A 13,180-nucleotide genomic window follows, 5' to 3' on the forward strand; every position below is an offset into this window, starting at 1 on the left:
AATTCAGGCAGCAATCACTGCCTTCTTCGCAACGGCAACTTTCGAGTGCCGCCGACACTTATCTAATTCTAAAGTCGATAAATTCCTTTGAGTTGTATTATTTTGTAACTATATTGTTACGCGTGAGCGTTTGTGAATTTACAAAATGTTTACACAACACCTTGAGCTAACATTCCGGTTGTGACAGGTTAATCCAACCGGAGCGAAAGTTTCGGATAAAAATACTAAAAAAGGATCAAGACATGAAAGCATATACTTTAATTCCAGCTACGCTGGCGTTGTGTGTATCAGGCGCGCTTTATGCGGGGGAGACTTCTTTGGCCACGTCTATGGGGCTTGCCAACGGGCACAGCTTCGCGGCAGGAAAGTCAGTGACTACCGCCGCAGGTCAAAAGAAAGTCAAACAACAACAAATGTTTAATGGGGTGAAGGTCTATGGCCGTCACCTGGTTGTGTCATCCGACGGTGACATCTATGGCGAAGCCGCTGCCATTGATGAAACCTTCAATGTTAAGCCAGCCCTGACCCAGGGCCAGGCCATCGCTGCGCTGAACAAGGCCTTCCCGGGTGCTGCCGCTTCCGGTCACAAGGATGTTGAGCTGGTGGTACTTACCGAAGGCGATGCGCCGCGTCTGGCGTACCGCGTGTCATTCCTGAGTGAAGGCAATAACAGCATTTCCCGCCCAGCCGGTCTGGTGGATGCCATGAGCGGCGAAGTGATCCGTCACTGGAACGAACTGATGACCGCCAAAAACGGCGCCGGTAAGCCAGGCAGCGGCGGTGGCACTACTCCGGGTACTGCCTTTGATGCCATGGGGCCTGGTGGTAACGCCAAAATCGGTCAGTACTACTACGGCAGCGACTACGGCGCGCTGAAGGTAGAAGCGGCCAATGGCGTTTGCACCATGAAAAACCCCAATGTGCAAACTGTTGACATGGCCAACAGCACCCGCCGTGGCAATGTGTACTCCTTTACCTGCCCTGAAAACACTTATCGTGCCATCAACGGTGCCTACTCACCGCTGAACGATGCCCACTACTTCGGTGGTGTGATTTTCAACATGTATAAAGACTGGTACAACACTGCGCCGCTGACGTTCCAGCTGGAAATGCGTGTTCACTATGGTCGCAGCTATGAAAACGCCTTCTGGGATGGCCGCGCCATGTCATTCGGTGATGGCGCCAACACCTTCTATCCGCTGGTGAGTCTGGACGTGTCTGCCCACGAGGTGAGCCACGGCTTTACCGAGCAGAACTCAGGTCTTGAGTACAGCGCCCAGTCAGGCGGCATGAACGAAGCCTTCTCCGACATGGCCGGTGAAGCTGCCGAGTACTACATGCGTGGCCACAACGACTGGATGGTGGGTTACGATATTTTCAAGGGTAACGGCGCGCTGCGTTACATGAATGACCCCACCAAGGATGGCCGCTCCATCGGTCATGCGTCCAACTACTCCAGTGGCATGGACGTACACTACTCATCCGGCGTGTACAACAAGGCCTTCTACCTGCTGGCAAGCAAAGGCGGCTGGAACACCCAGAAAGCTTTCGATGTGTTCGTGCTTGCCAACCAGATGTACTGGTCTGCTACCAGCACCTTCAATCAGGGTGCCTGTGGCGTGCAGCAAGCTGCTGCTGACAAGGGTTACTCAGTGGCTGACGTGACATCAGCTTTTGCCTCTGTTGGTGTAAGTTGTCAGTAATTTGCTGATAAACCAATAAAAAAGCCCCGCCGTCGCGGGGCTTTTTTATGTGGGCAGACAACTTCAGTCTCAGTCGTGCTTGTCTTTTTGCAGCGCCTTTAGCCTGGCAACCGATAAGCCAAGCAGGGTGTCTTCGCTTGCCTCATCGACATTGCCGACTTCAAGCCCGGTAAACAGCGCCATGGCTTCGGTCACATGGTCAACGGCGTAGATATGGAACTCACCGCGGCGCACCGCATCGACTATATCCGAGCGCAGCATCAGGTTTTTGACGTTGCTCGCCGGAATAATCACCCCCTGTGACGGGGTGCGGCCCTTAATGGTGCATACATCAAAAAAGCCTTCAATTTTCTCATTCACGCCGCCGATGGGCTGGGACTCACCAAACTGGTTCATCGAGCCTGTGATGGCCAAATCCTGACGCAGCGGCACGCAGCTGATGGCCGAGATGATGGCGCAGCACTCCGCCATGGAGGCACTGTCGCCATCCACGCCGCCGTAGGATTGCTCGAAGGTCAGTGAGGTGGTGAGCGGGATGGTTTTTTGCCGCCCGAGCAGGGAGGAGATATACGCGCTCAAAATCCACACGCCCTTGGTGTGGATCTGGCCGCCAAGGCGCACCTTGTGCTCGATATCCAGCACTTCGCCCTTGCCGTAGGCAGTGGTGGCTGTGATGCGGTTGGGGGCACCAAACTCATGATCGGTTGTTGAGATGACCGACAGCGCGTTAATCTGGCCCGTCACCCGCCCATCGGCGCTGAACAGGGTCTGGCCGGTCTGGAACTGCTGCATCACCATGTCTTTGACCCGGCAAACGCGAAGCTCCTGATTTTTAAGTGCCATTTCCACATGCTTACGATCGATTTCGTGTGCACCCGCGCCTTTGGCGCAGTAATTGGTTTCCCTGAGCAGGTTGGCGATATTGGCCGAGTGCAGCGACAAGCGGGTCTGGTCTTCGGCCTGACGGCTTGAATATTCGATGATGCGCGCCAGCGCCGAGCGGTTGCAGTGCAGCATATTGTTGTCGTGCACAATCGATGAGATAAAGCGGGCGTACTGGGCCTCCGACTCGTCGGTGCGCGGCATCACGTCTTCAAAGTCGGCGGTGACACGGAAAAGCTCGCTGAAATCCGGATCGTAATGCTGCAGCAGCTGATAGGTCTGGTAGTCGCCAAACAGGATGATTTTCACATCCAGCGGGATGGCCTCCGGCGCCAGTGAAATGGTGCCCGACAGGGTGACTTCCCGCTCGAGGCTGTTCATATCGAGTTTGCGTGAACGCAGCGCTTTTTTCAGGCCATCCCACACGTAGGGGCGCTCGAGCACCTTGATGGCATCCATCAGCAGCACGCCGCCGTTGGCCTTGTGCAGCGCGCCGGGGCGAATAAGCGAAAAGTCGGTAAACACAGTGCCCTTGAAGGTGGCGTTTTCGATGTAACCAAAGAGGCTGTGGTAGTTGGGGCTTTCTTCCACCACCACGGGGAAGGTGTCTTTATCCTGGCTGACCAGCACGTTTATCTGGTAGCGGCGCGGCATTTTTTTATCGAGCGAGGCGTAGGCAAGCCCAAGCTGCTCTTCACTTTCTTCCAGAAAAATATCGAGGTTGTCGAGTATGTCTTTTTGCATCTCCGCCAAAAAGGCGCGGATTTCGTCCTGCTCCCGATACTTGGTTTTGAGCGGCTTGAAAAAATGCGCCAGCACCTCTTTGGCCACCTGCTCGTCATGTTCCTGCTGCTTGTTGGAAAACTCTTCTTCCCATTCGGTCAGCTGGCGCACTATGCCGCGCAGGCGCTTTTCCAGGGTTTTGATGGAGGCTTCAAACTCGGCGCGCTCTTCATCGGTCAGCGCATCGTAGCTCTCGTCTGTGTGGGGCTCTTCGCCGTTCATGGCCATCAGCTGATAATCACCCTGCACCGAGAGGCTCAGGTTGATGTTTTTACTGGTGGCCTCTTCGGCGAGGGCGGTCAGTGCCGCTTCCTGCTGGCGTGACAGCTCGGATTTGAGTTTATCGGCGCGGCTGTAGTACATCTCGTTGTCGAAGGCGAGCGGCAATGCCTTAACCAGCCGCACCAGCAGTTTTTCGATGTCTTTTTTAAAGCCGTTGCCCGAGCCTGCCGGCAGACGCAGCACCTTGGGGGCGCGGGTGTCGTCGAAATTGGCGATATAGCACCAGTCGTGCAACTGGTTGTCTTCAAACTGATGCCGTTTGAGGTAGCGCAGCATCATGGTGCGCTTGCCAAGGCCATTCTGACCGATGGCGTAAATGTTGTATCCCTTCTCGTGAATGGACATGGCAAACTCGACCGCGCTCTGGGCGCGCTCCTGGCCGATGATGTCATCCAGCGGCGGCAAGTCGGCCGTGGTGTGACAGCTGTCCATCAGGCCCGCCAGGGTAGAGACCCGGTACAGGCTCTCGGCTGCAAGTGCGTTAATGGCCATATAATCCCTTTGTGTCAGAATTTAATTTTCTATAACTGACAATAAGATGGCTGACGGTGAATGGCAAACCCCCGTCGCGGCAACCGGTTAAATTTGCAGCACTCAAAAGAGTTCAATGTCGGCTTCGAGCTCGACCTTGGCCACCGGATTGCCAAGCAGGTTGTTTGACAGGAGCAGCAGCAGGGCGGCGTACTGATTCAAATCGGCACTGACCGACAGATTGTCCTCTGAGTCTTCGAGCAGGTTTTTACTCTTGCCTGAGAGCGTGGTTATCTGATCCTCAATGGTCGCGGTATCGTTCATCGCCTCCCTTGCAAGATGTTGTTGCTGCTCGGCGAGCGTTGCCATAGAAGCGACCGCCTGTGATAAATCCGCTAATCTGGATGCCGCTTCGAGGCTGAAACTGTGGTTTCGTGCCAACATACCTTTACCTTCGCTCATTTGCTGGTTGCTGTTATTGGCACTGTGAATCAGCTTTTGGGCCAGCTCGCGGATTTCGGTGGTTGCCTGCGCCGTGCGGCTCGACAGATTTCTAACCTCATCCGCCACCACAGAAAAACCCCGCCCGGCTTCACCGGCGCGGGCTGCTTCAATTGCTGCATTGAGCGCCAAAAGGTTGGTTTGATTGGCAATATTGACGATAAGATCCAGCACGCGATTGATGTCAGATACCGAATTTGACAAGGCCGACAGCTCACTGTCCACTGTATCAATGGTGGTTATTAGCTGTGCCTGGGACTGGGCCAGACGCTTGAGATGGTCGCTAACCTCATCGCTGATGGCTTTGGTTTCCATACTGTGGCCGTGCTGGGTTTCGGTGGCCGTGCAAAGTCCGTCCATCAGCTGACCCAGATTCTGGGCGCTGTGTTCGAGGGTATCCTGGGCGTTGGCAAAGTCATTGATAAGCTGGGTTTGGCCATCGATGGCGTGCTGTGCGCGTCCGGCTTCGGTCGAGAGCTTTTCTGATAATTCGGATAGCTGCGAGATGCTTTGTTCCGTGCCGGCCACCAGATGGTTAAAGGCCCGGTAAAGTGCGGCGATTTCATCCCTGCCATCTTCCGGCAGGCGTGTCGCCAGGCTTTGCGGGTTGTCTCTAAGCGCAAGCTGAGCTGTGTGAAGGACTTTAAGACGTTGTAATGCAGGGATAATTTTAAAGTAAATCCCAAGGGTGACGGCGAGCAAAATCGCTATCAGGCTAGCCACTATGCCCCAATCCAGCCATTTTACCTGTGACTCAAATTCCTGATGGTCATGCTCCACGCCTTCCCGCATCAGCTTGCGCACGTGGGTGAGGCTGTCGCGGCTATTGTTGTGCCACTGAATTTGCACCAGCAAGTTATGTATTTCTTCCGCGGCCTTTTGATAGGTGTCTAATGCCGGGGCCAATGACTGAGGTAATGCATTAAGCGCCTTAATTGCTTGTTGCCAGTTTTGCCAGTCTTCTTCCCGGTGGCGCTGCAGGTAATCTTTTTCATAGCGGCGGGCATAAAGCACCAGATTAAGCAGTTCGGCTTGCCCTGATACGGCTGCTTCCATCTCACGCCCGGCGGTGCGCGCCACGCCGCTTTTGCCGGTCTGAAAATAGCCCAGCCGGTTAACGGCGTCACTGAGTTTTGTCAGTGCCTGAGAGTAATTGGCCAATTCAGGTTCATCCCCGCTGTAACTGGTCAACGGAATTTCCTGCCCTTGGTAAATGGCTATCTCTGCATGCAACATGTTGATATAGCTGTGATGTTCATCCAGTAAATGCCACAGGGCAGATTCCTGACTCAAGACGGTGCGGTTAAGTGCCCAAATCAGCGATATCAGTAGCGCGAGTGCGCAGATGATGAAGGCCAGGTATTTTTGCAGCTGCCGTTTGATACTCATAGTCGAGGACGGTTCAGTGAGGGGGTAAAAACCAGTATAGGACAGCTTTTGTACGGTATAATTCGTTTGATTGACTTGGGTATGTTCTAACTGGACTGCATGAGCCGGACAGTTTGAATTGGACTGTTTGAACAGGACTGGGTGAACACAGGGAGATGTGGCTGCTGCTGATAACCAAGGGGGTTGAGTGAAGGGCAAAGGCTTATCTGTTAATCCTGAGGCGCCGGCGTCTGGGGCGCTGGTATCTGAGGCACTTGTATCTGTGAAAGTGGCATCTGAGAAACTGGCACCTGTGCTGCCATTGTTTGAGGCATTTGCCACAGGACATCGGCTGGGTGCGGCGCTTTATTTTAATGAGCAATGTGTGTGGCATCTCGATGCAAGGGAAGGTGCTGCTGAAAGCGCCGAGCTGCAGCGAGAAGTGGCTCAGACACTTATTCAAACCAAACAGTCACCCAACTGGTGTCTGGCGCTCTTTGCCGAGCACATTGACGCAGGAACTTATGCCCAGGCAACGCTGCTTGTCAGCGGTTTGCCAGAGGGGATACAAGCCCAGACTTCTGATGCCATGGCTGCTGATGCCAAGATTCCCGGTGTCAAGATTCCCGGTGTCACTACTCCCTATGTCACTACTCCCGATGCTACGACTCCAGATGCTATTGATGCCCACCGCGCTGAGCTGCTGCAGAGTTTTCTTGATGCCTTTACCGATCATCTGTGGATAAAAGATGTGGCGGGTCGTTACCGCTTTGCAAATCAGGCAACTCTGGATTCCTGGGGGCTCAGCGCCGGGCAGCTCATTGGTCACACAGATGAAGAGCTATTTGCTGACAATGCCCAGGCCTTTGTCAAAGCCGATGCCAAAGCTATCGAACTGGGCGCGCCGCTGGTGGTGGCCGAGTGCATCGACAGGGACCTTAACAAAGGGCTGATTTGGCTTGAAACCCTCAAGGCGCCCATGTACGCCAAAGATGGCCAGTTGCTGGGGGTGATTGGCAATACCCGCGATATTGCCCGATATAAAGCGGCTGAAGAGCAGCTGATGCTGACCTCCAAGGTGTTTGAGAATGCGATAGAAGGGGTGATGATCACCGATCCTGACGGCATCATCACCGACATTAACGGGGCGTTTGAGAAAATCACCGGCTATCAGCGCAGCGAAGTGCTGGGCAATACCCCAAAACTGCTAAATTCCGGGCGCCATGGCCGCGAATTTTTTACTAATTTTTGGACTGAGCTTGAGCAGCGAGGCCATTGGAGTGGTGAAATCTGGAACCGGCGCAAAAACGGTACGCTTTACGCCGAGCAGCTTAGCATCAGTGCCGTGTTTGGCGATGATGGCGCCATCAGATGTTATGTGGCGGTATTTTCAGATATTTCGCAGCTTAAGCAAACCGAAGCGGAAGTGTTGCAGCTCGCCTGGCACGATCCGCTCACCCGTTTGCCCAACCGCTCTAAGCTTTCCACCATCATGCAGCAACAAATCAAGGCCGCGCACCATCATCACGGCCGCCTGGCGCTGCTGCTTATCGATGTGGACTTATTCAAACATATCAACGACAGCCTTGGGCATCTCAGTGGCGATAAGGTGTTGCTGGGGTTGTCGGAGCGCCTGGTGTCATTGCTTGACCCCGATGTGACCGTGGCTCGCATTGGCGGCGATGAGTTTGTGGTTCTGGCAGAAATTGAACATCGCCGCGATGTTACCAATCTGCTTGCAGGCATACAGCGCGCCTTTGATACCAGTTTTGATACCGAATCCCGCGGTAGCGTTAATCTCAGTGCCAGTATCGGTATTGCCCTTTACCCCGATGATGGCGACGATGCCGATACCCTGCTTAAAAATGCCGATGCCGCCATGTACCGCGCCAAACAGCAGGGGCGCAATTGCCATGCCTTTTACACCGAGCAAATGACCCAAAGCTCGATTCAACAATTGCAGTTGCAAACCGCGCTGCGAAATGCGGTGCGTCAGGGCGGCTTTTATTTGCAGTATCAGCCCAAAGTCGATTTAAGTTCAGGGCAGGTAATAGGTCTTGAAGCCTTGTGCCGTTGGTCTGATCCCAGCCTTGGACCGATTTCGCCGGCGGATTTTATTCCGGTCGCGGAGTCCATCGGCATGATGCCGGAGCTTGGATTGTGGGTGCTGCACGAGGCCTGCCGTCAGACAAAACGCTGGCTTGATAAAGGCTTGGCACCGGGGCGGGTGGCGGTCAATGTGTCCGGCTCACAGCTTGCGGTCGGCAATTTTGTTGAGGATGTCGCCGCCGTGCTTAAGCGCACCGGTTTGCCCGGCAGCGCCCTTGAGCTTGAAATCACCGAAAGCATGCTGCTCTACAGTCCGGAGCGGGCCGTTGAGACCCTCAATAAGCTCAGGCAAATGGGGATCACCCTGGCGCTGGATGACTTTGGTACCGGCTACTCGTCCTTGAGTTACTTAAGGCGTCTTCCCATAGATACACTCAAAATTGACCAGTCCTTTGTGCGCGAGTTGCCCGGTGCCAAAGACAATTGCGCTATTACCCTTGCGATTATCGCCATGGGGGAAGCGCTGGGATTAAAAGTGATAGCCGAAGGGGTTGAAACCCAGGCTCAGGCGGCGCTCTTAAGAGAGCTTGGCTGCACAGAAGCCCAGGGTTACTTATTCTCAAAGCCACTCCTTGCCTCGGAAGTCGCGTTACTGCTGCCTGCTGCAACGGCGTGAGGGAGTGAGGAAGCGGTGATCCTGCCGCCAAGGCTTGCTAGAATGGCCGCCTTTGCCGTGTCTTTGTTGCCTTGCCGGAGCCCGCCCGTGTCCTTCAGTGCCTTTAATCTTCCGCCACAGATCCTTGAAAACCTCGAAAAACAGGGTTTTACCGAGCCCACCGAGGTGCAGCAGGCCGCTATCGGGCCTTTGCTGGCGGGGGGCGATTTGATGGTTAAGGCCGCCACCGGCACAGGTAAAACCGCGGCATTTTTACTGCCGCTGCTGGCAAAGCTTGCAAGTGAGCCAGCTAAGCCACGCAATCTTCCATCGCCGCGGGCGCTGGTGTTGGTGCCGACCCGTGAACTTTGCCAGCAGGTGTATGATGTGGCCGCTGTGCTTGGCAAGGGCCTTGGGGTGAACATCGCACTGGTTTACGGCGGCGTGCCGCTTGAGACCCAGCTTAAGGCCATCAAGGGCGGGGTGGATTTGCTTATTGCGACGCCGGGCAGGCTGCTTGATCATCTTAAAAAACGCACCCTTCGCATCGATACCGTCAGCAGTTTGGTGTTCGATGAGGCCGACCGCATGCTCGACATGGGCTTTGAAGATGAAATCCGCGCCGTCACCAAAAAGCTTTCCAAAGAGCGCCAGACGGCGCTGTTTTCAGCCACCCTTGCCGACAACATCTGGCAGCTGTCCAAAAGCCTCATGAATGCGCCTCTTCTGGTGGATATCAGTGCGGCCGCGCAGGATACTCCACAAATCGATGAGCGGATGTACGCCATTGATGCCGCAAAAAAAGTCGCCTTTATCCAGCATCTGCTTTCGAAAAATGACTGGTCGCAGGTGCTGATTTTCAGCCGCACCAAAGAGGGCGCCGGAAAACTCGCCGCAGCGCTTGCTGAAGCCGGCCACAGGGCGGTTGCTATGCATGCGGATCTGAGCCAAAAGCAGCGTGAGCAGCATCTGGCCGATTTTAAGGCAGGTTCGGCGCGGGTGCTGGTGGCGACCGATGTGGCGGCCCGCGGCATCGATATTGAAGCCTTGCCCTGCGTGATAAACCTCGAGCTGCCATTCAAGCGTGAAGACTATGTGCATCGCATCGGCCGCACCGGCCGCGCCGGCGCATCGGGCCTTGCCATCAGCTTACTGGACCCAAGCGACGAAGCGCTGCACATGGAGCTGGAAACCTTCCTCGACCGCCGTTTGGCACCCCAGTGGTATCCGGGCTTTGAGCCGGATTTGAGTATCAAAGTTGAGCGCCCACGCAGCTTAAGTAAAGCCGCCCAAAAGCAAAAAGCCCGCAAGCGGGCTTTGGCAAAACGCTGAAGAGCACCTTTCAGCGCCGCTCTCCGACCTTAGAAATCGTAGCGGATCCCAAGGCTTGTGATGGTGTCGTCAAAGTCTGAGTAGAGGGCATGGGAGCTGTCACTAACACTGAACTGCCCGGCTTCGAGGTGCACCCGGGTGGATTTTGACAGGCGATATTCCGCGCCAACACCCCACTGGCTGACCTCTGGCACAGTCACTGCGCCTTCTCCAAGTGCCTGATAAATACGGTCGGCAATCAGGCCTGTACCAGACTCATCCCGGCCGTACTGCGCCTTGAGGGTGAGGTTATCGAGCTGGTAAGACGCGCTGATGATGTAGCCCAAACCCTCTCTGTCCTGCCAGGCCGGTTTGGCCGGATTGGCAAGCTCAGATTGCTGGATTAGGGTGCCAAGCTTAAGCGCGTCAAGGCCGATGGCGCTTGCCTTCCAATGCGCCACCGCGCGCCACGCCTTGATGTCTTCCACGCCGTCTGAGTAGGCCGCAGCCAGGTAAATATCACCTTTTTTCAGGCTCTTGTCGCCGTAGGTCAGCGCCAGTTGATAATTGCCGTTATCGCGGCGCTTATCGTCCTCGCCGTAGTAGTTGTCTTCAAGCAGCAAGCTTGCACCAAACTGCCAGCCTTGCCACACCGGGGTTTTATACTCGAACGAGTCGCCCCAGCGCTTGTCACCGGCCATCAGCCGGTCGTGCTTCATGCTGTAGTTATCAAACACATCCACAAAGCCCTTGGTCATCTTGAATACCGGCTCCATCCGACCGGCGGCGAGGGAGCCGAATTCGGCATGGCGAATACCGATAAAGGTTGGACGCGCGGTAACAGGCTTGTTGCTGCCTGAGGTGCTGGCAGAATCAATCCCGAGCTCTATCTGATAAAACAGACTGATGTTGGTGGACAGTGCTTCACTGCCGCGCACCCCAAGGCGGGAGAAGTTGTTTTCAAGCACTGTGCCATCGACGCCCTTGTGGGTGGCAAGGCCGCTGTCGGAGTGAGTCACTGAGTAATCGAGGCGGCCGTAAACATCCGGCCCAGCCAGTGCCGGCAGGGCAAAGGTGCCAAGCGCGGCCGCAATCAGGGATAAACGCATCGCTGTCATGGTGACTCCTGCTTATTTGGAAAAGTTGGGAAAGGCAAACTGGTGGCAGTCGTTACAAAGCACCTTGGCCGGCTGGTGCTCGCTGTGGCAAACAGTGCAGGGCACATCGGCGCCCCAGTGCGGCGCATCGTGGGGATTGGGTGTCTTGTCTGCACTCGACGCTGCAACTTCATCGTAACTGCCGTGGCACTCGATACAGGCCGCTTCGCTTGCCGGGCCTTTGGGAGCGCCCTGATGGCAGGTTTTGCAGTCTTTCTCTTCGTACATAAAGCTGTGGTTGGTGCGGCCTTCGCGCTTGCCCATGACCTTGTGCAGTTCACCGGCCTGCAGGGTGGGGGCGGTGAGTGACAGCGCCAGCAAGGATAAAATCAGTTTTTTCATATGGTTGTCCTCAGGCTTTTGCTGCCTGTTCACCGGCAATCACCCCAAAGGCGAAGGCGTCGGGGCATGAGCAGGCGGTTAAGCGGATGCGGCCAAACAGGCCACCTGTGGCTTCGCCGCAGGCATACAGACCCTTGATTGGCTTGGCTGTGTCTCTGGCAATCACCTGGGCGTTTTCGTTGATGAGTACGCCGCCCTGGGTGTAGTTGAACTTGGGGCGCGCCTTGATGGCGTAGAAGGGGGCGCGTTTCACACTGACGTGTTTAAGTGCCGCCATGTCTTTGCCAAACTGGCTGTCTTTGCCGCGTTGTGCGTCATCGTTGTAGCGGCTGAGGGTTGCCTTAAGGCCGGGCAGTGCTATGCCTTCGGCGGCGGCGAGGGCGTCGATGCTGTCGTACTTCACCATCATGCCTTCTTCCAGTGCCAGGTGCAGACGCTGCTTATCGTGGAAGTTATCTATGCCATCCTGATCGTATATATTCAGCGGGAAGCGGCCGCCGTTTCTGTCCATGATGTTGCAGATAGCCTCTGCCACGGTTTGGCGATCGTTTTTCTCACTGAGGAATCTGTTGCCCGATTGTGGGTCAACCAGAGCGCCCCACTGCAGATCTTCTGTTGGAATATCAAAGGCAAAGCGCATCAGCGACAGGTGCACTGTCTGGGCGCCGGCGGCAACCAGCGACTTGAGCGCACCGGCGGTGGCACCTCTGTGGGTGGTGGTTGGGATGTAGTCACGGATGTTGGGGAATTCCATGGCGCGGAATTCCACATCGCGGCTGTAACCGCCGACGGCCATGACTACGCCCTTGGTGGCGCGGTAGTGTTTAACCACGCCTGTCGTGTTTTCGCGGTCATCGTTGCCAAGGTTTGGGTCGAAAAAGTACTGCTCGCGCACCTGAATGCCGATAACCTCGCCCTGGGCATTCATATGCAGCTTGTCGAACTTGACCCGGCGGCGGATTTCGCCGCTGAGCTTGTCGGTGTAAAAGGCGCGCAGTGGCCGCAATATGCCCTGACCACCGCCGTTGACAGGATACAGGGTGCGCGGCACCGAGTGGCCGCCGAGGCTCTTTAATTTGTCGTGAAAGCGGCAGCCGCGCTCGATGGCCCAGGGCAGTACCCGGGTGGTGGTCTCGGCCATTTTCACCGTGAGATGGCGATGGTTCTGATAGCCGCCGGCTTTGGAAATGTCTTCGGCGAATTGCTCGGCCGAATCACTGATGCCCTGTGCTTGTTGCAGATGGCTGTTTACCACTGAAAAGTTAAGTCCCGAGATGGCTGACGTGCCGCCGAGCACCGGCATCTTCTCAATGATAATGGTGTTTTGGGCGCCATTTTCTTTGGCGCGGATGGCGGCGCAGGTGCCCGCCAGACCGCTGCCGACGACTATCACCTCGAAGGTTTCGTCCCATTGGATACTGTTATCCGGCGTGCTTGCCAGCGCGGCGGGTGCCAGCCCCATGGCTGACAGTGCCAGACCTCCCTTGAGGAAGGCGCGGCGGCTTTGTTTGATATTCTCGTCCATAGTGGCCTCACATTTTGGTTTCAGCGCCATGGAATCAAATTGCCGCGACGGGCCATATAGTGGTTTTCCGAAACCCTTGGCAGGGTGTGAAGCGGATCAAGTCCCGGCAAGGTCAGGATGCAGCCAGGAGGTGAAGGGCGGATAATGCGTC

General features: G+C 55.6%; 7 protein-coding genes and 2 pseudogenes. 4 read left to right on the plus strand and 5 right to left on the minus strand.

Annotated elements, in window-relative coordinates:
• Positions 1–329 precede the first annotated feature (329 nt).
• Both KJI95_RS19685 and KJI95_RS09815 read left to right on the plus strand, forming a co-directional pair.
• Positions 330–461, plus strand: a pseudogene (locus tag KJI95_RS19685) (hypothetical protein); the annotation flags it as partial.
• 147 nt (positions 462–608) lie between these two features.
• Positions 609–1,694 (plus strand): annotated as a pseudogene (locus KJI95_RS09815) (M4 family metallopeptidase); the annotation flags it as partial.
• 78 nt (positions 1,695–1,772) lie between these two features.
• Here KJI95_RS09815 and KJI95_RS09820 read toward each other — a convergent pair.
• A complete protein-coding gene (locus tag KJI95_RS09820) occupies positions 1,773–4,142 on the minus strand; it encodes a Lon protease family protein (protein WP_214507017.1) in 2,370 nt (789 codons plus the stop codon).
• Between the two features lie 102 nt (positions 4,143–4,244).
• Complete coding sequence (locus tag KJI95_RS09825) at positions 4,245–6,011, minus strand: methyl-accepting chemotaxis protein (protein WP_214507018.1); 1,767 nt, start codon at positions 6,009–6,011, stop codon at positions 4,245–4,247.
• A 187-nt stretch (positions 6,012–6,198) separates the two neighbouring features.
• Here KJI95_RS09825 and KJI95_RS09830 point away from each other — a divergent pair, with 187 nt between their 5' ends.
• On the plus strand, positions 6,199–8,715 hold the full coding sequence (locus tag KJI95_RS09830; protein ID WP_349356725.1) for a putative bifunctional diguanylate cyclase/phosphodiesterase: 2,517 nt from the start codon (positions 6,199–6,201) through the stop codon (positions 8,713–8,715).
• An 87-nt stretch (positions 8,716–8,802) separates the two neighbouring features.
• Complete coding sequence (locus tag KJI95_RS09835) at positions 8,803–10,026, plus strand: DEAD/DEAH box helicase (RefSeq protein WP_214507019.1); 1,224 nt, start codon at positions 8,803–8,805, stop codon at positions 10,024–10,026.
• Positions 10,027–10,055: 29 nt separating this feature from the next.
• On the opposite strand, the gene KJI95_RS09840 is transcribed toward KJI95_RS09835, so the two are convergent.
• The 3 genes from KJI95_RS09840 to KJI95_RS09850 are packed head-to-tail and all read right to left on the minus strand — an operon-like array spanning position 10,056 to position 13,029.
• Positions 10,056–11,123 carry a porin gene (locus tag KJI95_RS09840; RefSeq protein ID WP_214507020.1) on the minus strand — a complete coding sequence of 356 codons (1,068 nt, stop codon included), beginning with the start codon at positions 11,121–11,123 and terminating at the stop codon, positions 10,056–10,058.
• Between the two features lie 12 nt (positions 11,124–11,135).
• Positions 11,136–11,504, minus strand: coding sequence for a cytochrome c3 family protein (locus KJI95_RS09845; RefSeq protein ID WP_214507021.1), 369 nt, complete (start codon positions 11,502–11,504; stop codon positions 11,136–11,138).
• Between the two features lie 10 nt (positions 11,505–11,514).
• On the minus strand, positions 11,515–13,029 hold the full coding sequence (locus KJI95_RS09850; protein ID WP_214507022.1) for a flavocytochrome c: 1,515 nt from the start codon (positions 13,027–13,029) through the stop codon (positions 11,515–11,517).
• Between the last annotated feature and the right edge of the window lie 151 nt (positions 13,030–13,180).

Source organism: Shewanella jiangmenensis, from assembly GCF_018596335.1.
Classification (GTDB): domain Bacteria; phylum Pseudomonadota; class Gammaproteobacteria; order Enterobacterales; family Shewanellaceae; genus Shewanella; species Shewanella jiangmenensis.